At 62.2% G+C, this 20,447-nt stretch carries 19 protein-coding genes; 9 read left to right on the forward strand and 10 right to left on the reverse strand.

Going from position 1 to position 20,447, the window contains the following annotated elements; genetic code table 11:
- Positions 1-9: 9 nt before the first annotated feature.
- From AC1D1J_RS20580 to AC1D1J_RS20615, 8 genes are all read right to left on the reverse strand, one after another.
- Positions 10-1,080 carry a VWA domain-containing protein gene (locus tag AC1D1J_RS20580; RefSeq protein ID WP_477695731.1) on the reverse strand — a complete coding sequence of 357 codons (1,071 nt, stop codon included), beginning with the start codon at positions 1,078-1,080 and terminating at the stop codon, positions 10-12.
- 48 nt (positions 1,081-1,128) lie between these two features.
- Positions 1,129-2,085, reverse strand: a complete 957-nt coding sequence (locus tag AC1D1J_RS20585) for a DUF58 domain-containing protein (RefSeq protein ID WP_477685928.1) — start codon at positions 2,083-2,085, stop codon at positions 1,129-1,131.
- 135 nt (positions 2,086-2,220) lie between these two features.
- Positions 2,221-3,240 carry an AAA family ATPase gene (locus AC1D1J_RS20590; RefSeq protein WP_477685927.1) on the reverse strand — a complete coding sequence of 340 codons (1,020 nt, stop codon included), beginning with the start codon at positions 3,238-3,240 and terminating at the stop codon, positions 2,221-2,223.
- A gap of 21 nt (positions 3,241-3,261) precedes the next feature.
- Entirely contained in the window at positions 3,262-4,206 is a 945-nt protein-coding gene (locus AC1D1J_RS20595; RefSeq protein WP_477685926.1) for a S1C family serine protease, read from the reverse strand.
- A gap of 218 nt (positions 4,207-4,424) precedes the next feature.
- The gene (locus AC1D1J_RS20600) at positions 4,425-5,285 is read right to left on the reverse strand and encodes an ABC transporter permease (RefSeq protein ID WP_477685925.1); all 861 of its coding nucleotides are present in this window, start codon (positions 5,283-5,285) and stop codon (positions 4,425-4,427) included.
- 118 nt (positions 5,286-5,403) lie between these two features.
- Positions 5,404-6,291 carry an ABC transporter permease gene (locus AC1D1J_RS20605; protein ID WP_477695732.1) on the reverse strand — a complete coding sequence of 296 codons (888 nt, stop codon included), beginning with the start codon at positions 6,289-6,291 and terminating at the stop codon, positions 5,404-5,406.
- 30 nt (positions 6,292-6,321) lie between these two features.
- Positions 6,322-7,425 (reverse strand): ABC transporter ATP-binding protein, encoded by a 1,104-nt coding sequence (locus tag AC1D1J_RS20610; protein ID WP_477695733.1) that lies wholly within the window; start codon positions 7,423-7,425, stop codon positions 6,322-6,324.
- Positions 7,426-7,446: 21 nt separating this feature from the next.
- Complete coding sequence (locus AC1D1J_RS20615) at positions 7,447-8,523, reverse strand: extracellular solute-binding protein (protein WP_477685922.1); 1,077 nt, start codon at positions 8,521-8,523, stop codon at positions 7,447-7,449.
- Between the two features lie 227 nt (positions 8,524-8,750).
- Here AC1D1J_RS20615 and AC1D1J_RS20620 point away from each other — a divergent pair, with 227 nt between their 5' ends.
- From AC1D1J_RS20620 to AC1D1J_RS20660, 9 genes are all read left to right on the forward strand, one after another.
- A complete protein-coding gene (locus AC1D1J_RS20620; RefSeq protein WP_477685921.1) occupies positions 8,751-9,596 on the forward strand; it encodes a TatD family hydrolase in 846 nt (281 codons plus the stop codon).
- Positions 9,593-10,114, forward strand: a complete 522-nt coding sequence (locus tag AC1D1J_RS20625) for a DNA-deoxyinosine glycosylase (RefSeq protein WP_477685920.1) — start codon at positions 9,593-9,595, stop codon at positions 10,112-10,114. The genes AC1D1J_RS20620 and AC1D1J_RS20625 overlap by 4 nt, the downstream gene beginning before the upstream one ends.
- Complete coding sequence (locus tag AC1D1J_RS20630) at positions 10,114-10,881, forward strand: class I SAM-dependent methyltransferase (protein WP_477685919.1); 768 nt, start codon at positions 10,114-10,116, stop codon at positions 10,879-10,881. Before AC1D1J_RS20625 ends, AC1D1J_RS20630 begins: the two co-directional genes overlap by 1 nt.
- 55 nt (positions 10,882-10,936) lie before the next feature.
- Positions 10,937-12,739 (forward strand): type IV pilus assembly ATPase TfpB, encoded by a 1,803-nt coding sequence (gene tfpB / locus AC1D1J_RS20635; RefSeq protein WP_477685918.1) that lies wholly within the window; start codon positions 10,937-10,939, stop codon positions 12,737-12,739.
- Positions 12,740-12,910: 171 nt separating this feature from the next.
- On the forward strand, positions 12,911-13,396 hold the full coding sequence (locus tag AC1D1J_RS20640) for a tripartite tricarboxylate transporter TctB family protein (RefSeq protein WP_477685917.1): 486 nt from the start codon (positions 12,911-12,913) through the stop codon (positions 13,394-13,396).
- A gap of 12 nt (positions 13,397-13,408) precedes the next feature.
- On the forward strand, positions 13,409-14,923 hold the full coding sequence (locus tag AC1D1J_RS20645) for a tripartite tricarboxylate transporter permease (RefSeq protein WP_477695734.1): 1,515 nt from the start codon (positions 13,409-13,411) through the stop codon (positions 14,921-14,923).
- A 96-nt stretch (positions 14,924-15,019) separates the two neighbouring features.
- On the forward strand, positions 15,020-15,988 hold the full coding sequence (locus tag AC1D1J_RS20650) for a Bug family tripartite tricarboxylate transporter substrate binding protein (RefSeq protein ID WP_477695735.1): 969 nt from the start codon (positions 15,020-15,022) through the stop codon (positions 15,986-15,988).
- Positions 15,989-16,112: 124 nt separating this feature from the next.
- Positions 16,113-17,723 (forward strand): gamma-glutamyltransferase family protein, encoded by a 1,611-nt coding sequence (locus AC1D1J_RS20655; protein ID WP_477685915.1) that lies wholly within the window; start codon positions 16,113-16,115, stop codon positions 17,721-17,723.
- Between the two features lie 36 nt (positions 17,724-17,759).
- Positions 17,760-18,674, forward strand: coding sequence for a DMT family transporter (locus tag AC1D1J_RS20660; protein ID WP_477695763.1), 915 nt, complete (start codon positions 17,760-17,762; stop codon positions 18,672-18,674).
- 88 nt (positions 18,675-18,762) lie between these two features.
- On the opposite strand, the gene AC1D1J_RS20665 is transcribed toward AC1D1J_RS20660, so the two are convergent.
- Both AC1D1J_RS20665 and AC1D1J_RS20670 read right to left on the reverse strand, forming a co-directional pair.
- Positions 18,763-19,788, reverse strand: coding sequence for a M48 family metalloprotease (locus tag AC1D1J_RS20665; RefSeq protein ID WP_477695736.1), 1,026 nt, complete (start codon positions 19,786-19,788; stop codon positions 18,763-18,765).
- 22 nt (positions 19,789-19,810) lie between these two features.
- A complete protein-coding gene (locus AC1D1J_RS20670; RefSeq protein WP_477685913.1) occupies positions 19,811-20,413 on the reverse strand; it encodes an SH3 domain-containing protein in 603 nt (200 codons plus the stop codon).
- Between the last annotated feature and the right edge of the window lie 34 nt (positions 20,414-20,447).

Genomic DNA, 20,447 nt, shown 5'->3' on the forward strand with positions numbered 1-20,447 from the left:
GGCTTTGTCTTAAAGAATCCGGTTAAACCACAGCAGCGACAAACTCGCCGACACCAACGCCAGCACGGCGGCAAGCAGCGCCAGCAACCCCGAGACCTCGGTTTCTTTTTTCTCAATCGCCAGGCGCGAACTGAGGGTTTCATACACTTTCTTCAGGTCGGCCGCCGTACCTGCGTAAAAGTACTCGGCCTGTGTTGCACGGGCAATGCCTTTGAGGGTTTCCTCGTCGAGCTTGACGCGCATGGACCAGCCTTCAAAACCAATCGTTTCCCCATCCACCGTGCCCACGCCGACGGTGTAGATGCGGACACCGCGGTCTGCTGCGAGCTTGGCGGCGTCGATTGAATCCACGCCCGTGGTGCGCTGGCCGTCGGTCAGCAGGATGATGGCGGCCGAGGTGTAGGAGCCGGGAGCGACGGGGGTGAATTCTTTCTTCGCGTTCTTGTCGGGGTTCAGGGCCTGGTCCAGCGATGTGCCGCGGGGCTTTTCCCTTCCGTATTGCATGGACGCGATGTCGATGCCTGCGTCGGGGAACAGCTCGGCCAGCGACACGACGATGCCATTGCCAATGGCGGTGCCGCGCTGCAGCTGGAACTTGTCAATGGCTGCCGTCAGGTCTTCGCGGCTGAGGGTGGGCTGCTGCACGACGGCGGCAGTACCCGCAAAGGCGACGATGCCGACGCGCACATTGCGCGGCAGGTCGGCCAGAAAAGCCTTGGCGGCGTTCTGTGCGGCCACCAGGCGGTTGGGCTGAACGTCGGTGGCGCGCATGCTGCCTGAGACGTCCATCGCGAGGATGATGGTCTCGCGCTGCGACGGCAGGCTGATCACGGCGAAGGGGCGTGACGCCGCCACCAGCATGGCGGCGATGGACAGCAAAAAAAGCAGGGGTGGAACATGCCGGCGAAAGCTCTGGCCGCGGCCCATGGCTTCGCGCACGATGGACAGGCTGGCGTAGCGCAGCGCCATCTTTTTCTTACGGCGCAGCAGCCACACATACACGACCACCAGCAGGGGAATGGCCAGCAGCAGCCACAAAAATTCCGGCCAGAGGAAAGTCGGCAGAGGTAGCTTTGACATGAATGAGGTGAGCCAACTGAAGTTCATAGGTGTTCCTTGGCGGCTTCTTCAGGCGGCGTGTTGCAGGTGGGCTGGCAGCTTGCCGCCCGCTGCGTTGGCGCCTGATGTACGGCTGCGCCGTTTGCGGAGCTCGGTAAACCGCAGGATGGCGTCAACCAGGTTGTCGTCTGTGGACAGCTCCAGCGTGTCCACGCCGGCACGCGCCAGCGACTGCCGCAGCTCGGCCTCGCGCTGGGCCGCGATGCGTGCAAAGCGTTTGCGAAAGCCCGCGTCGTGGGTATCGACCAGCAGTTGCTCGCCGGTTTCGACATCGCGGATGGGAATGAGGCCCAGGTCGGGCAAGTCCAGCTCCAGCGGGTCGAGCAGGCGCACGGCCACCACTTCATGCCTGCGGGCGAGCTGGCCCAGCGGCTTTTCCCAGCCCGGTTCGCTGATGAAGTCGGACACCACAAACACGGTGGAGCGCCGGCGTATGAAGCTGGCCGCGGACTCGAGCAACTCGTGAAGGCGTGTAGGGCCGAGGTCTGTGGTTTCGGGCCGGGCCTGCAAGGTGTGCAGCAAATGGAGAACGTGGTGGCGGCCGCCGCGTGCGGGAATCACGGCATCAACACCGGAGCCATAGAGCATGGCGCCCACGCGGTTGCCGTGGCGCGTCAGCATGCGGGCCAGCACGGCGACAAATTCAGCGGAAACATTGCGCTTGCGCAGCTCGCTGGAGCCAAAGTCCATCGAGGGGCTCAGGTCCAGCAGGAACCAGGCGCTCATTTCGCGGTCTTCGGTAAACACGCGCACATGGGGTTGTTCGAGCCGGGCAGTGACGTTCCAGTCGATGTGGCGCACGTCGTCGTGGTGCTGGTACTCACGCAGGTCGGCCAGGTCCATGCCGGTGCCGCGCAGCAAGGTGCGGTAGTCACCCTGCAGCAGGCCGTCGAGCCGGCGCAGCACAGTCCACTCCAGGCGGCGCAGCAGTTGTTCGGCGTTGGATGAGGAGCCGTTCACGGACATGCTCCTGACGGTCGCAGAGTCGAGGGGTCTTTAACCAAGCCGGGGCCGCGGAACCGGCTTTGCCGGGCCGCAGGCGCAGCGGCCCCCTCGGGGGGCAGCGACCCGCGTAGCGGCGGAGCGTGGGGGCTCACTTTTTTAGGCTGCGAGTTTTTCATGCTCTAAGGGTTTCGCTGGGGGCGGGATTTTGGCCATGATCTTCGCGACGAGGCCGTCGGCCGATAGCCCTTCGGACAGCGCCTCATACGACAGCACCAGCCGGTGGCGCAGCACGTCGGGCACCAGGTCGGTCATGTCTTCGGGCAGGGCGTAGCTGCGTCCGCGCAGCATGGCCAGCGCGCGGGCGCCTTCGGTCAGGTTGATGGTGGCGCGCGGGCTGGCGCCGAAGGTGATGAAGCGCTGCAAGTCTTTCAGGCCGTGCTTTGTCGGGTTGCGTGTGGCCGACACCAGCCGTACGGCATATTGCACAAGGGACGGGTCAACGTAGATGCGTCGGCATTCGGCCTGCAGTGCGGCCAGCTGTTCGGTAGTGGCCACCGCGCTCACCGCCACAGCCGGGCCGGTCACGCGCTGGACGATGACGAATTCTTCTTCGTCGGTCGGGTAGTCCACCAGTACCTTCATCATGAAGCGGTCGACCTGCGCTTCGGGCAGCGGATAAGTGCCTTCGGTTTCAATCGGATTTTGCGTGGCCATGACGAGGAAGGGCTCGGGCACTTTGTGGGTGATGCCTGCAATCGTGACCTGGCGTTCCTGCATCACTTCCAGCAGCGCGCTTTGCACCTTGGCGGGCGCGCGGTTGATTTCGTCGGCCAGCAGCAGGTTGGTAAACACCGGCCCGAGCGAGGTGGTGAACTCGCCGGTTTTCTGGTTATAGATGCGCGTGCCCACCAGGTCAGCCGGCACCAGGTCGGGGGTGAACTGGATGCGCTTGAAATTGCCCTGCACGGTGTTGGCCAGCGTCTTGATGGTCAGCGTCTTGGCCAGGCCGGGAACGCCTTCCACCAGCAAATGCCCCTGCGCCAGGATGGCGACCATGACGCGCTCAAGAAAGCGGTCTTGCCCCACCACCACGCGTTTGACTTCATAGAGGATCTGCTCCATCAGCTGCGCGGTGGCGTCATGGCTGGCGGAATGTTCGGGCGTGTGCTGTTCCATGCGTCGATGTCCTTAAAGTCTTCAGAAGGGGGGCATGCCGGCGGCCGAAGCCGCATTTTCAATCGGCACCGCAAAACCGATGCCGACAAACGTGCGCTGCTGGTTGGGGTTGAAGATGGCGGTCACGATGCCGATCACTTCGCCGTCCATGGTGACCAGCGGACCGCCCGAGTTGCCGGGGTTGGCGGCAGCGTCGAACTGGATCAGGTTGCTCATCATCTGCTTGCCTTCGGGCGAGCGGAAGTTGCGCTTGAGACCCGAAATGACACCGGCCGAGGCCGAGGGCCCGATACCGAAGGGATAACCCACGGCCATGACCTGGTCGCCCGGCGCCAGGTCGGCGGTGGAGCGCATGGTGGCGGCAATCAGGTCGTCGGGAATCTTGTGGGCCTGCAGCACGGCCAGGTCGTTTTCGGGTTGCACGCCGGTGATGCTGGCGGTGGACTCCAGGCCGTCCGCGAACGTGACCTTGATGGTTGTTGCGCCCTGCACCACATGCAGGTTGGTCAGGATGATCCCTTTGTCGACGATGACCACGCCGGTGCCCACGCTACGCTCGCCATCTTCCTTGCCGTCCTTGTCTTTACCCAGCCCCACGATGCGCACGACGGAGGGAATGATGGTGTCGTAAGCCCGGGTTCCAGGAGAGGGAAGGACCGTGGTTTCCAGCGTTTTGAGGACGGCCGCGTTGATGTCTTCCTGCGTCAGCTTGCGGGCCGCAGGCCGCAGCGGGGAGGCAAAGCTGATGGCCAGCAGCAGGGCCAGCAGGCCGACGACCGACCAGAGCAGGTAAAGCTGGTTTTGGGCAAGCCGTTTGGCGAGGCGGGAGACCCGGGGGAAACGGGAAGGTGCGGGGGCTGTAATGGCGCCGTCTGGGCCGGCAGCCTGCTCGGGCGGCTGCGCCTGGGCATCACCCGCGCCCTGCGCCGGACGGTTTGAACTGCTGTAAAGGGCTGGCCTGCGCATCCGTTCACCTGTGAGGTCAATGTCAAAACCGGGCTGATACCACCGGGCGTGAAAACCTGCTTCAGGCCCCGTATTTACAGTTGCACCGTATCACGATTTGTGCATCCGTGCACGTGATTTGGGTATAGGCGTAGGGGGCTTTGTAAAGCGCTTGTTACTGCGCAGTCTGGGCTCGATTCGAGCCCGATTTTGGGGCGGCTTGGACTGCTTCAGGCGCTTCAGGCGCCGGGGCTGTCGGCGGGCTTGCGCAGCAGGGTCAGCGCCAAGGCCGCCGAGGCCAGCATCAGGAACAGGCTGACGGCATTGAGCACCGGCGTGGCGCCCTCGCGCATGCGTCCGTACATCATGACGGTCAGCGGTGCGTCCGAGCCGACCAGCATCAGCGTGGTGTTGAAGTTCTCGAAGGACATCAAAAACGAGATCGCTGCAGCGCCGATGAGCGCGGGTTTCAGGTAAGGCAGGGTGATGGTGGCGAAGACCGCGGCGCGGGAGGCGCCCAGGTTATAAGCGGCTTCTTCCAGGGTGATGTCAAAACGTTTCAGGCGGGCCGAAATGATGAGCGTGGCGATGGACACGATGTAGGAAAACTGGCCGAGCACCACCAGCGGCAGGCCTGGGCGCAGGAAATCCAGCTCCAGCCCCCACCAGTCGTCGGCAAACTGGGCCAGGCGGCTGGCAAACGCCAGGATGGAAATACCCAGGATGACGCCGGGAATGACCAGCGGCGCCAGCATCAGCATCGACAGCACCTGTTTGCCCGGAAAGCGGCTGCGTTCAATCAAAAAGGCGTTGGTCGTGCCCACCAGCACCGCCAGCAGCGTGACCCAGCCGGCCACCACCACGCTGGTCCAGAGGCTGGCGAGCATGGGGCCGTCGGCAAAAAGGCCTGTGCGTCCGGACTTGCTGCCAAAAAACCAGTCGAGCGTGAAGCCGCGCCAGGGCGGCGCCGGGTAGGGTGCGTCATTGAAGGCAAACACCGCGACCACGACCAGCGGCAGGAACAAAAAGGCGAAAAAGGCCAGCGCGTACACCACCGTGCCTGTGCGCAGCCAGACGGGCCGGGGCAGGGAGGCGATCATCTAACACTCTCCCCAAGTCTTCGCCAGTGACGGCGCGGAACCGGCTTTGCCGGGCCGTAGCGGTCGCCCCCTGCTAGGGGGGAGGGAGCTACACGCAGTGAGGTCCAACGGGGGTGTGTCATGTTTTTCTCATCACTTCGCCGAACTTCTGGCCCGTTAATTTAAGGCCAAGCCAGACGATCGCAGTAGACAAACCCAACAGCAAGAAACCAAACGCCGCGCCTTGCTCCCAGTTAAAGCGCGTGATGAACTGGGTGTAAATCTGCTCGGTGAACCACAGCGAATTTTTGCCGCCCAGCAGAGTGGGTGTGAGGTAGTTGCCCAAGGTCAGCATGAAGACCACGATGCAGCCCGCCAGGATGCCGGGCGCGGCATGCGGAATGACGATTTGCCGCAGGATGGAGGGGCCATTCCCTCCCAGGTCATAGGCGGCCTCGATCAGCGTGTCGTCCAGGCTTTCGAGGGCGCTGATCAGCGGCACCACCATGAACAACATGGACGTGTACACCAAGCCAACCAGAATGGTGGCGTCGCGGTAGAGCAGTTCGACAGGTGCATCGGTGAGGCCCAGCTGCACCAGCACCGCGGGCAGCACGCCGGATTCGCGCAGCAGAATCATCCAGCCCAGGGTGCGCACGGTTTCGCTGACCCAAAAAGGAATCAGGCACATCACCAGCAGCAGCGACTTGGCACGGCCGCGCACCAGCTTGGCAATCGTCCAGGCGATGGGAAAGGCCAGCAGCAGGGTGATCAGCGTGGCCAGGATGGACATGACGGCCGTGCGCACAAAGGTGTGCCAGTACAACGGCTCGTCGATGAAGGTGCGGTACTGCGCGATGCTGGGTGCGTATTGCCGGGGTGCGATGCGTTCGCGCAGCGACAGGATCGCCAGGTCGATGTGCGGCAACACGATGAGGCCCACCAGCCAGATCAGCGCCGGCGCGAGCAACAGCAGCAGGATGAGCCTGGCCTGCGCCGATGCGGGTCCGGCATTTGCTGCGGGCATGGCGGCTGCGGCTTGCATCGTTTGCGGGCGCTAGGCGCCGGCTGTCCCAAAACAGGTGGCTTGCGCGGGGTCGAAGCTGAAGGCCACTGTTTCACCGACGCGCAGGTCGGCAAAGCGGCCGGTCTGGGGTAGTGCGATGCGAAATTCCGTGCGGCTGGTGGTTTCGCTCAGCAAGACGGCCGAATTAGCGCCGTCGAAGAGAAGGCTCTCAACCTGGCCCGCATAGGCGGTGTGGTCAGCAGGCAGCTCTGCGGCGTCGCGGGCCAGGCTGATCGCTTCGGGCCGCACGAAAGCCTGCACGGTCTGACCCGGCAGAACTTTGCCGACGGCACGGGCATGCATGGCAAGGCCCTGGCCGGTCGTCAGTGCCGCCACGTTGCCGGGCTCGGCGCCTGCGGTGGCACCGCCCTTCAGCTTGTTGTTGGCGCCCACAAAGCCCGCCACAAAAGGCGTTTGCGGCTGGTAGTACAGCTCTTGCGGTGTACCCACCTGCTCAAAGCTGCCGGCATTCATGACTGCGACATGGTCGGACAGCACCAATGCCTCGGACTGGTCGTGCGTGATGTACACAAAGGTGGTGCCGAAGGCCGCCTGCAGCTGCTTGAGCTCGACTTTCATGTGCTCGCGCAGCTTTAAATCCAGCGCTCCCAGGGGTTCGTCGAGCAGCAGCAGGGTGGGCTCGAGCACCAGGCTTCGCGCAATCGCCACGCGCTGCCGCTGCCCGCCCGATAGCTGGTCGACGCGCTTGTCCTGCATGCCGGGCAGGCTCACGCGTTCGAGCATGGCGCCGACCTTGGCGCTGATGTCGGCGCGCGAGAGGCCGCGCCGTGCCAGGCCGTAGCCGACGTTTTCACCGACCGACATCATGGGGAACAGTGCCAGGTGCTGGAACACCATGTTGACGGGCCGCTGGTTGGGCGGCACGCCGTTCATGGGTTTACCGCCGATGTGGATCTGGCCCGCATCGGGCGACAGAAAGCCGGCGATCATGCGCAGCAGCGTCGTCTTTCCGCAGCCCGAAGGGCCGAGGATGGAAAAGAAGCTGCCGCGCTCCACGGTAAAGGACAAGTCCTTGACCGCGGGCTGGCCGGCGTAGGTTTTACCGACGTGTTCGGCTTGAAGGTCTGCGTGCACCGGTGATAGGCCGGTTGCCGGTTATTGGGCTGCTTTCACGCGGTCTAATACGCGGCCTTCGATGTCCTCGATGCCTGCAGGCACTGCGGGATACCACTTCACGTTTTTCAACGCGGCTTCAGGGAAGCTGGCGGCGAACTGGGCCTTGAGCTTGGGATCGGCCAGCTGGTCGGCACCTTTGGAGGCGGTGAAGTTGCCGGCAGAACCCGCGACCTTGGCAGCGATTTCGGGGCGCATGTTGAAGTTGATCCAGGCGTAGGCGGCGGCATCGTTGCGGCCTTTGGCCGGGATGGCGAAGGTGTCGATCCAGCCGAGCGCGCCCGACTTCGGTGCGATGAACTGGATTTCAGGTTTTTCGGCATTGAGCTTCCAGCCGCCGGTGTCCCACATCATGGCGCCCACCACTTCACCGGCGCGCATGCCGTTGAGCAGCTGATCCTTGTTGTCCCAGTAGAACTTGATGTTGCTCTTGCAGGCGATCATGGTCTTGCCGACTTCGTCCATCAGCGCGCCGTAGGCTTTCGGGTCCTTGTAGAGCGCAAACGGGTCTTTGCCGGAAGCAAAGGCGAAGGCCAGCAGGGTGGGGCGCTTCAGGCGCACGGCGGTCTTGCCCTTGACGTCGGCCTTGCACAGGTCAGGGTAGTCGGTCATCTTGGCCAGCTTGGTGTTCACCACCAGGCCGTCGGTACCCCAGATGTGCGGCAGGCCGTAGACCTTGCCGTCCAGCGTGGTGTTTTTCTTGGTGGCTTCCAGCATGGACGGGATGAACAGATCGGATTTGATCTTGCTGAGGTCCATGGGTTTGTAGATGCCGAACTCCTGCTGCGGGCCGGTGATGCGATCCTGCGAGGGTTGGGCCAGGTCAAAGCCGGCGCCGCCGGTGGCGCGCAGCTTGGAAATCATCTCTTCGTTGTTCGAGAGGGTCAGCTCAACGTCGATCCCGGTTTCTTTCTTGAACTGCGCCACGACATCAGCCGGGACATAGTCGGCCCAGGTAATCAGCCGCAACTTCTGGTCTTGTGCCCAGGCGGGGCTGGCCATGCTTGAAACAACGAGGCCGGCTCCGAGAATGTGGCTCATCAGACGGGATAATTTCATGTTGGCTTTTCCTTGGGTTATCAGTCGACGGTGGTTGACAGAGGTTGACGAAAAGAGATCGGGGCAAAAAACGGTAACGAATTGCGTGTGCATTTCCTCAAAAAAAGCATAGCGTGTCCCGATTTCATTTCTGTGTCAACATCTTCCGCAAGCAAGGCCTGCGCCAGGTCTTCCCCTTTTCCTGCACCTTTTCTTTTCGCATCCCGGGTGCCTACCGCATTGACTGAATGACTTTCTGGATAGACACACACTGCCATCTTGACGCCGGTGAACTGTCCGCCGATGTCGCTGAAGTTCGTGCGCGGGCTGCCGCTGCAGGCGTTGCACACTGCGTGCTGCCGGCGGTGGGCGTGTTCAATTTCGAGGCAGTCCGTGTGCTGGCATACCGTTTTTCCGACAGCTATGCGCTGGGCATCCATCCGCTGTGTGTGCCCCAGGCGCAAGACGCCGACCTGCAGGCGCTGGATAACGAGCTTGCGTTGAGGCGGTCTGATCCGCGATTGGTCGCGGTGGGTGAAATCGGCCTTGATTATTTTGTGCCTGCCCTGACACAAAGCCCGATGCGTGAACGCCAGGAGCACTTTTACCGTGAACAACTCAAGCTGGCGCGCAAGCACGGCCTGCCGGTCATCCTGCACGTGCGGCGTTCGGCCGACAAGCTGCTCAAGCACCTGCGCGACCTGGCGCCCGAAGGCGGCTGGCACGGCATCGGCCATGCGTTCAATGGCAGCGAGCAACAGGCGGGAGAATTCATCAAGCTGGGCTTGAAGCTGGGCTTTGGCGGCGCCGTCACGTTTGAGCCTGCCTTGCAACTCAGGCGCCTGGCGGCAGAACTGCCCCTGGAGGCGCTGGTGATGGAAACGGATTCGCCCGATATCCCGCCTCACTGGATCTACAAAACAGCGGCGGAGCGCGAAGCGGGTCAGGCCCAGGGCCGCAATGAACCGGGCGAGTTGCCGCGCATTGCGCAGCAGGTGGCGGATTTGCGGGGAATTTCGCTCGCGTCGCTGGCGGCCGCAACGACTGCCAACGCATTGCGGGCGCTGCCGAAACTGGGAGCCCTTCTGGCGTGAAAAAGGGCACCGCGAAACCTGTGTTGGCGGGCTTGGCGCCGCTGGTTTCTCCCGGCACCCGCCTGCTGGTACTGGGGAGCTTTCCGGGCGTCGCCTCGCTGGCTGCGCAGCAGTATTACGGCCACCCGCAAAACCATTTCTGGAAGATTTTGCAAACCATTTGGCCCGATGGGCCAATGGGGACGGGCGCTAGCAGCTATCAAATTCGTAGCGAATGGCTTTTGTCAAAAGGGCTTGGCCTGTGGGACGTGTACGCTGCCTGTGAGCGCGAAGGCAGCCTGGACAGCGCGATCCGCAATGCGCAGGTCAACGACCTCGCCAGCCTGCGGCGACTGTGTCCGGCGCTGGAAGCGATTGCCCACAATGGCGGCGAAAGTTTCAAGCATTCGAAGCACACCTTGCAGCTGGGCCTGCCGGTCTACAAACTGCCTTCTACCAGCCCGGCGAATGCATCATGGAGCTTTGAGCGCAAACTCGCTGCCTGGCGTGAAGTTTTTGAAAAGCATGGATTGGTTTGATGTCGAAAAAAGAAGCAGCGAAAACGGTGGCCGAGTTACCCGAAGTCAATTTCTCCGACTACGGTGAGGTGCGCTTTTTGCACTTAGGCACCGAGTGGGTGCAGGGCTCCATGCTGCGCGATGCACCGTATGACATCGAACTGGAGTACGTACAGCGCATGATGGCGGGGTTGCTGTTCACCGACGCGGCGGCTGTGTCCAAAAAGCATGCGATGCAGCTGGGCCTGGGTTCTGCCGCGCTGACCAAGTTTTGCTATAAAAAGCTGCGCATGAAAACCACGGCGATTGAAATCAATCCGCAAGTGATCACGGCCTGCCGGCTCTGGTTCAAGCTGCCGCGGGACGACCTGAGGCTGCATGTCATTGAGGCCGATGCGGCGCTGGAAATCAAAAAGCCTGCGCACCAGGGGACGGTGGACTTTCTGCACGTCGACCTGTATGACCACGAAGCGGCGGCACCGGTGCTGGATAGCGCGGAATTTTATGAGGACTGCCGTGGACTCCTGGCAGAAGACGGCGTGATGACGGTGAATCTTTTTGGCCGTGACTCGAGCTACTTGCAATCGCTGACAAAAATCGCGGAAGCGTTTGGACCCGAGGCGGTCTGGGCGTTCCGGCCTACGCGCGAAGGCAACACTGTGGTGCTGGCCCAACGCGACCCTACACGTCCCGAGCGGGCCGACCTGCTGCAGCAAGCCGGTGTCATTGAGTCGTACTGGAAGCTGCCTGCCAAAAAATGGCTGCGGCTCTTCGCACCGGCGGCGTAATGATGCGGCCGGGGTGGATGGTAAAGACCCGGGTGGATGGGGTACAGTGCGACCCATGAGCGCCGTGACGCACCCCAAACACCCCAAAGACCTGCACGTGAAAAAGACCCACACCGGGCTGCTGGACTGGCGCATGCTGGTTGAATGGCTCAGTGAAGATGGTGTCATCAGCGCGGCCGAAGCGCAGCGAACGATTGCACGCTGCTCGCAGGTGCAAAGTGCGCAGCCGCCCCTGACCCGGCTTGCCAGTGTCGGCATGACACGTGTGGCCGACGGCAAACCCCTGGACATGGAAACGATTACGCAGTGGCTGGCCGGCCGGGCCGGCCTTGCCTATCTGCGGATCGACCCGCTCAAGGTGGATGTGGGCAAGGTGGCGGACACCATGTCCGCCATGTACGCCGAGCGGCACAAGGTGCTGCCGGTGCAAGTGACCTCCAGCGAAGTGGTGATTGCCACTTCGGAGCCTTTTGTGACCGACTGGGTGCAGGAAGTCGAGCGCCAGGCCAAGCGCAGTGTGCGGCTGGTGGTTGCCAGCCCCCTCGAAATCACCAAGTTCACCGCCGAATTTTTTGCACTGGCCAAATCCGTCAAGGCGGCGATCAAGGCCGGCGGTGGGGCGACGTCGGCGAGCTTTGAACAACTGGTTGAGCTGAACAAAAGCAACAAGCAGCTGGACGCCAACGACCAGGGCGTGGTGCAGGTGGTGGACTGGCTCTGGCAGTACGCCTTTGACCAGCGCGCCAGCGACATTCACCTGGAGCCGCGGCGCGAGCAGGGCGTGATCCGCTTTCGCATCGACGGCGTGCTGCATCCCGTGTATCAGCTGCCCATGGGCGTGCACAACGCCATGACCGCCCGCATCAAGCTGCTGGGCCGCATGGATGTGGTGGAAAAGCGCCGCCCGCAGGATGGCCGCATCAAGACCCGCAACCCGCGCGGCGACGAAGTGGAGATGCGCCTGTCCACCTTGCCCACGGCCTTCGGCGAGAAGATGGTCATGCGTATTTTTGATCCGGACACCACGGTCAAGGACCTCGATGCGCTGGGGTTTTCGCAGCATGACGCCGAACGCTGGGAGCAGCTGGTCAAGCGGCCCTATGGCATTGTCCTGGTCACCGGGCCTACCGGTTCCGGCAAAACCACCACCTTGTATTCGACCCTCAAGCGGCTTGCGACTGAAGAGGTCAACGTCAGCACGATTGAGGACCCGATTGAAATGATCGAGGCCTCCTTTAACCAGACGCAGGTCCAGGCGCACCTGGACTTCGATTTTCCCGAAGGGCTGCGCGCGTTGATGCGGCAGGACCCGGACATCATCATGGTGGGCGAAATCCGCGACCTGCAGACCGCCGAGATGGCCGTGCAGGCGGCGCTGACCGGTCACCTGGTTTTCAGCACGCTGCATACCAATGACGCCCCATCGGCGGTTTCCCGCCTGATGGAACTTGGTATTCCTTCCTACCTGATCAATGCCACCTTGCTGGGTGTGCTGGCCCAGCGGCTGGTACGCACCTTGTGCAGCAATTGCCGCCAGCCCGACGAGGCCGCCTCACGCGAAACACTCGCCGACCTGGTCAAACCCTGGCAAATCAGCGGCGGCTACCGGCCGTACAAGCCGGTGGGCTGTGTGGATTGCCGGATGACCGGGTTCCGTGGGCGCATGGGTCTTTATGAGCTGCTGACCGTCACGGAAGGCTTCAAGGAAAAGGTCTCGAAAGAGCCCAATATCGATGCGCTGCGCCGCCAGGCGGTCAGCGAAGGTATGCGCCCGCTTCGGTTGGCCGGCGCGCTGAAAGTGGCAGAGGGTCTGACTACCATCGAGGAAATTTTGGCCTCCACCCCGCCCTTGTCCTGAGAGACCGCGAGCCAATTCCGGCATTGCGGGTTTTCACAGGGTCCGGCCTCGATGTAAGCAAGAGGTAAGCCAAAAGATTGCGAAAGGTAAGTGAAAGCCACATGGCGGGGGCCGGGTGATTGAATGCACAATCCACCGATTCTTTCTTTTATATGTATTGAGGAGACAGCCGTGAATATCAAGAGTCAGAAAGACTTTTTCTCCGGCCTCATGTTCATGGGCGTCGGTGTGGCGTTCGCATGGGGGGCAACCACCTACAACGTAGGTGAAGGTGCCCGTATGGGACCGGGGTACTTCCCCCTCATGCTGGGTATTTTGATGGCTGTTCTGGGAGGTGTTATTACCTTCAAGGCGCTGGTGGTGGAAACCGTAGGCGGCGACAAGATCGGCAAGTGGGCCTGGAAGCCCCTCATTTTCATCATTCTGGCCAATCTGCTATTCGGCATTTTGCTGGCCGGTTTGCCGAGCATCAAGATTCCCGCCATGGGCATGATCGTGGCGATTTATGCGCTGACCTTCATTTCCAGCATGGCCGAAGAGGGCTGGAAGGTCAAAAACACCTTCATTCTTGCGACGGTGCTGGCCATCGGCAGTTACCTGGCTTTCGTCGTCCTGCTCAAGTTGCAGTTCCCGGTCTGGCCATTCTTTATCGGCTAAGGAGAATAAAAAATGGAATTGCTAAATCATTTGTCGATAGGTTTTGGCGTGGCATTCACGCCGATCAATTTGTTGTACTGCCTGATCGGCTGTATTTTGGGTACCTTGATTGGTGTTCTGCCGGGTATCGGCCCTGTGGCTACGATTGCCATGCTGTTGCCGGCCACCTACGCGCTGCCTCCCGTGTCGGCGCTGATCATGCTGGCCGGTATTTATTACGGCGCCCAGTACGGTGGCTCCACCACCGCCATTCTGGTGAATCTGCCAGGGGAGTCGTCTTCAGTGGTGACCTGTATTGACGGGTACCAGATGGCGAGAAAAGGCCGGGCCGGCCCCGCGCTTGCCGCGGCAGGCCTGGGATCTTTCTTTGCCGGTTGCGTAGGCACCTTGATCCTGGCCGCGTTTGCACCGCCGCTGACCGAACTGGCCTTCAAATTCGGCCCTGCTGAATATTTTGCGCTGATGATTCTGGGTCTGATCGGCGCCGTGGTGCTGGCTTCCGGCTCGCTGCTCAAGGCGATTGCCATGATCGTGCTGGGCCTGTTGCTGGGTCTGGTCGGAACCGACGTGAATTCCGGTGTTGCCCGCTTCAGCTTTGACATTCCCGAACTGACTGACGGCATTGGTTTCGTGACCATCGCCATGGGTGTGTTCGGCTATGGCGAGATCATCAGCAATCTGGCGCAGCCGGAGCATGAGCGTGAGGTTTTCACCGCCAAGGTCTCGGGACTTTTCCCCACCAAAGAAGACTTCAAGAACATGGCGCCTGCCGTGCTGCGGGGTACTTTCCTGGGTTCGGCACTGGGGATTCTCCCGGGCGGTGGCGCCTTGCTTGCCGCTTTTGCGGGTTACGCCCTTGAGAAGAAAATCAAGATGCGGCCTGGTGAAGTGCCTTTCGGTCAGGGCAACATCCGCGGCGTCGCAGCCCCTGAGTCGGCCAACAATGCCGGCGCGCAGACCTCCTTTATTCCGCTGCTGACGCTCGGCATCCCGCCCAACGCCGTAATGGCCTTGATGGTGGGCGCGATGACGATCCACAACATCCAGCCGGGCCCGCAGGTCATGACCAGCAACCCCGAACTGTTCTGGGGCCTGATCGCCTCGATGTGGATCGGCAACGCGATGCTCGTGATCCTGAACCTGCCGCTGATCGGCATGTGGATCAAGCTGCTGACCGTGCCTTACCGCTACCTGTTCCCGGCCATCGTGCTTTTCTGCGCGATTGGCGTGTACTCCACCAACAACAACACCTTCGACATCTGGATGGTGGGCATCTTTGGTGTGATCGGCTACATGTTCGTCAAGCTCGGCTGCGAACCCGCTCCCTTGCTGCTGGGCTTCATCCTGGGCCCCATGATGGAAGAGAACCTGCGCCGGGCCCTGCTGCTTTCGCGTGGCGACTGGAGCGTGTTTGTGACGCGTCCCCTGTCGGCCGGACTGTTGGGAGCCGCCCTACTGCTGCTGGCCATCGTGCTGCTGCCGAGCATCAAAAACAAACGGGAAGAAGCTTTCGTTGAAGCTGACTGATCGACGGGAAACACATAAAAAAAGGCACCTTCGGGTGCCTTTTGTTTTGCCTGTTTGCTACATAGTCGGCGCTCAAAATCGTTGCACAATGGCCAGATGAAACGTAGACATATTATTTTCCTGGCTGCGGCTTCCGCCGTAACTTTCGCGGGCCCGGCCATGGCCCAGAACTACCCGTCCAGACCCATTCGCATGATCGTGCCGTTTCCGGCAGGCGGTGCGACGGACATCCTGGCACGGGCCCTGTCGCAAAAGCTGGGCGAGAAAATCGGCCAGACGGTCGTGGTTGAAAACCGGCCGGGTGCCGGCGGCACGATAGGCGCCGATGCGGCGTCCAAATCGTCTGCTGACGGCTACACGCTGCTGCTGGCGACTTCAAGCACCCACAGCATCGGGCCGGCCGTCAACCCCCGGATTCCCTACAACGCGGAAACAGACTTCACGCCGATTGCCTATGTGGCAAGTTCCCCCAACGTCGTGCTGGTGCCTAACACGTCGCCGGCAAAGACCATGGGCGAATTCATCGATCATGCCCGCAAGAACCCCGGACGCCTGAACTATGCGTCCAGCGGCAACGGCACCATCATCCACTTGATGAGCGAGTACTTCAAGGCGCAATCGGGGACCTTCATCCTGCACATCCCTTACCGCGGCACGGCGCTGGCCATGCCGGACCTGATCAGCGGCAAGATCGACGTGCTGTTCGACTCCTTCGTCACCGGCATGCCGCATGTGAAAGACGGAAAGCTGCGGGCCCTTGCGGTTACCAGCCTCAAACGCACGGCGCTCGCTCCCGATCTGCCGGCGGTGGCGGAAACCCTGCCGGGCTTTGAGTCGGTCACCTGGTTTGGGGTGTACGGCCCCAAAGGCATGCCGCCGGACCTGGCAGGCAAGGTCAACCAGGCCGTGAATGCCGCCCTGGCCGACGCCGACGTGAAGGACCGCTTCGCCAGGCTGGGTGCCGAACCCACGGGCGGTACGCCGCAGGCCTTTGCGGCCATGGTGAAGACGGACACGGCCAGGTGGAAGAAAATCATTGTCGAGCGGAAAATCAGCGCCGATTGATACCTTTCACCGCATCGCGCCACCGGTGGTGACGATGCCGGTCAGTTTGACTTTGCCGCCTGCGGTTGCACGCCATGACCGCCGGCACCCATTTTTTCTTTGCCTTGCCTTCAACAGGTGACCCATGAATTTCAACTACAGCAACCCCTACACCTCCACCCGCCTGCCGCTGTTTGCCCGTAACGTTGTTTCGACTTCGCACCCGTTGGGCGCGCAGGCCGGTTTGCGCATGATGCTCAAGGGCGGCAATGCAGTAGATGCCGCGATCGCCGCTGCCGCCGCCATGACCATCGTCGAACCTGTCAGCAACGGCCTGGGCAGCGATGCTTTCTGCATCCTCTGGGACGGCAAGGAACTGCATGGACTGAATGCATCGGGCCGCGCGCCGCAAAGCTGGACGCCGGATTACTTCAAGCGCAAATACGGCAGCGATGCGCAGACGCCGCCCAAACGCGGCATGGATTCCGTGAGCGTGCCAGGCGCGGTTGCCGGCTGGGTGGCCTTGAGCGAGCGTTTCGGCAAGCTGCCCTTCGCCGACCTGATGGAGCCTGCAATTGAAATCGCCGAGCGCGGCTATTTGTTGCCGCCCGTGGTGCAGCAGAAGTGGGCGGCCGCTACGGAGGAGTTGAAGTCGCTGCCGGGCTTTGCCCAATCTTTCCTTCCCTGGGGCCGGGCGCCGAACGTCGGTGAACTGTTCCAGTTCAAGGCCGCGGCCAAAGCGCTGCGGTCAATTGCGCAAACCAAGGGCACGGCGTATTACGGTGGTGCCATTGCCCAAGCCATCGAAAAATTCTCTTCACAAAACGGCGGCAGCATCACCGCCAAAGACTTTGAAAGCTACAAGCCGGAATGGGTCAAACCCATCGGCAAGGATTACCGTGGCTACACCTTGCACGAGATCCCACCCAACGGGCAGGGTATTGCGGCGCTGATTGCGCTGGGCATCCTTGATAAGTTCGATGTAGCCGGGCTCCCGGTCGATGGCGTGGATTCCCAGCATCTGCAGATCGAAGCCATGAAGCTGGCGTTTGCCGATATTTACCGGTACGTGGCTGAGCCTTCGTCAATGGAGGTGACGGCCGAGCAAATGCTCGATGACGCGTATCTGGCATCCCGTGCCAAACTCATCGACATGAAAAAGGCACAGGACTTTGGCGCGGGAAATCCCGTCAAGGGCGGAACGATCTACCTGACGGCCGCCGATGAAGACGGCATGATGGTGAGCTTCATCCAGAGCAACTACATGGGTTTCGGTTCGGGCTGTGTCGAGCCCGAGTTCGGCATCAGCCTGCAGAACCGCGGACACGCCTTCAGCCTGCAACCGGGCGCCAACCAGGTTGCACCGGGCAAGCGGCCTTTCCACACCATCATTCCGGCCTTCCTCAGCAAGGACGGCAAACCCGTGATGAGCTATGGCGTGATGGGCGCCAACATGCAGCCGCAGGGCCACATGCAGACACTGGTGCGCATGCTGGACTACGGCCAGGGCCCACAGGTGGCTTGCGATGCACCGCGCTGGCGCTACAACGCCGGCCTGGAGATCAATGTGGAAGCCACGATGGACCCGAGTACCGTGCAGGGCCTTGCCGACCGCGGCCACCGCATGGAGGTCATCAACGACTCTTACCAGGACTTCGGCGCCGGCCAGTTCATCTGGCGCGCCGGCAACCCCAAGGTCGAGGGCTATGTGGCGGCGAGTGATCCACGCCGCGACGGCCAGGCCGTGGGTTTTTAAGAAGCGACCTTGAGCGATAAATCTGATACAAAGAGGCTGCCAGGCCAGGAAGGACGGGCGCAAGCAGCTACTAAAAGCATAGCGCCCGGTTTGCTGCTGGCCACTTTCGGAGCGATTGCCTTCAGCGGCAAGGCCATCATTGTCAAGCTGGCTTACCGCTACGGCGTCGATGCGGTCACGCTGATCATGTACCGCATGCTGTTTGCGCTGCCCATCTTTGCGGTGATGGCGTGGTGGGCCAGCCGGGGCAAGGCGCCGCTGACGCGCAAAGACTGGCTGGGCGTGCTCTGGCTCGGTTTTACCGGCTACTACCTCGCCAGCTTCCTGGACTTCGCCGGCCTGGCATTTATCAGTGCGTCGCTGGAACGGCTGATCCTCTATCTCAACCCCACGCTGGTCTTGCTGCTGGGGCTGGTGATGTACAAGCGCCGCGTCGGCGGGTTGCAAATCATTGGCATGGCCATCAGCTACTGCGGTGTGGTGCTGGTGTTCGGCCACGAGATCACGCTGCAGGGTGCGGACGCTGCCTGGGGTGCGCTGCTGGTGTTCCTGAGCGCGGTGAGCTATGCGCTCTACCTGGTTTACAGCGGTGAGATGGTCAGGCGGCTCGGCTCATTGCGTCTGGTGGGGCTGGCTACCTCTGTGGCCTGCCTGTGCTGCCTGCTGCAGTTCGTGTTGCTGCGGCCCCTGAGTGCAGCGGCCGTGGCGCCGGAGGTAATCTGGCTGTCACTGCTCAATGCCACGCTGTGTACTGCCGTGCCGGTGCTGATGGTGATGATGGCCATTGAGCGCATCGGCGCCGGCATGGCCGCGCAAACCGGCATGGTGGGCCCCATGTCCACCATCCTGATGGGTGTGCTGATCCTGGGTGAGCCGTTCACGGCCTGGGTGGCGGCGGGAACGGTGCTGGTTATCGCCGGCATCTTTGTTTTCACCAGAAGCCGGACATAACAGCAGAGCTCTTCACCAGCAGGGGCCGCAGGCGCAGCGCCCCCTCGGGGGGGGCAGCGAACCACACGAAGTGGGGAGCGTGGGGGCTCTACTTCTTTGCCGTAGGCCGGCGGTTCGAAGCGCTCATTCGCTGCGCTACCGTGACGGACGGCTGGCCCGCGTAAGCATCGAGCCGGTTACCCATAGCCTGCTCAAGCTGGTTCAGGCGAACCTGTGCCGGTGGATGGGTGCTGAGCGACAGGGCAAATAGCGCATCGTCCGGCGCTGCGCTGCGCAGTTGCTGCAGCACCGCCACCAGGCCGTAGGGATCGAACCCAGCGCGCGCGGCGAGAGCCACGCCGGTCCGGTCGGCGTCAAACTCGTCCTGCTGGTCCAGGCCCTTGGTGTACATGTTCTTGCCCAGTGCCAGCAACTGCGACGACACCAGGCCGCCCAGGTCGCTCTTCAGCTGAGAGCTGATCACCTGCGTCAGAAGGCCGGCGCGTGCCGCCTTGTTCATGGCGATCAGGTGGTGCTTGGCTGTGACATGGGTGATTTCATGGGCCAGGATGCCGGCCAGTTCGCTTTCGTCCGCCACGCGGTCCATCAGGCCCTTGGTGACGAAGACATAACCGCCTGGCGTGGCAAATGCGTTGAAGCCGGGGTCGTCGAGGATGGCGAAGGTCCAGGGCAGGTCGGGCCGCGATGACTGCAGGCTGATCCAGCGGCCCAACTGGTTGATATAGCGCTGCGCAGCCACGTCAGGGTAAAGCGGTTTGCTGCCCAGCAGCACGGCTGCCAGTTGCTGGCCGATCTGGATTTCACGTGGCTCGTCAATCTGATCCAGCGATTGTGACAACAGCTGGAACAGGTCACCACCTTGGGCCGCCTGCTGTCCGCCCGGTGTAAGGCTGGCGCCCAGCAATGCGCCGGCCAGGCCGGCCGCAGAATTGGGTTGCGCGGGGGCGGGTTGCGCCGGCTGGTTCGGGCGTATCAGTGACTGGAACAGGCCGCCCAGCGCTTTGCCTGCATCCTGGGCATGAGCGCCCAGAGGGAGCAGGCCGGCCAGCAGGGCCAATACAAAAAACGCACGGCGTGCGGGCGTTGCCAGTGTTTGGAGGGTGTGAAGATTCATTGCGGGGCCTCTTGTCTTGTTTTTAGCCGCCGTATTGTTCGGTCCTGGCGCTGGGTGCGGCAGCCGGCGGTGTGGGTGTGGGCAGGGGATCGACCTGCCGGACGTTCAGCGAGGCACTGCCCGCGAACTGCCGGGCTTGCGCAGCGTTCGCACGGTTGGCGTCGGCTTGCGCCACGGCCGCCAGGTTGGGAACGGCATTGGCCAGGTCTTCCGCACCCAGGCCGCGAATGCCGACGGTGGATGTGGCAACTGCGCCGCCCGGCGCCTGTGCGCTGCCCTTGTTGAAAAAGCTCGACAGGCTGCGCAGTGCACCGGTGCCGGCACCGGCCTGCGAGCTGGGGGCCGTGATGTCAAACATGTGCACCCAGCCGCTGGTGCCGTCGGCTGTGCGGACCTTGATCCACGCGCCGTTGCGCTCGCCCAGCCGGGTCACCGAGGTTTGAACCGGCAGCGGGGCCAGGCTGCGGGCCGATTCGCCCGGACCTTCGCGCAGTTGGGCTGCGCGCTTGATCAGTACGGCCTCGCCTTGCGGCTGGGCCTGTGCCGCCGCACTGAAAACCAGCATGGATGTGAGCAGGGGAGCGATAACCATTCCCGCCTGCATTTTGTATTTACTCAGTATCATGAGCCGCTCTCCCCTGTGGTTGTAATGAGGAATT

It is taken from the genome of Polaromonas sp. P1_F8, assembly GCF_056405635.1.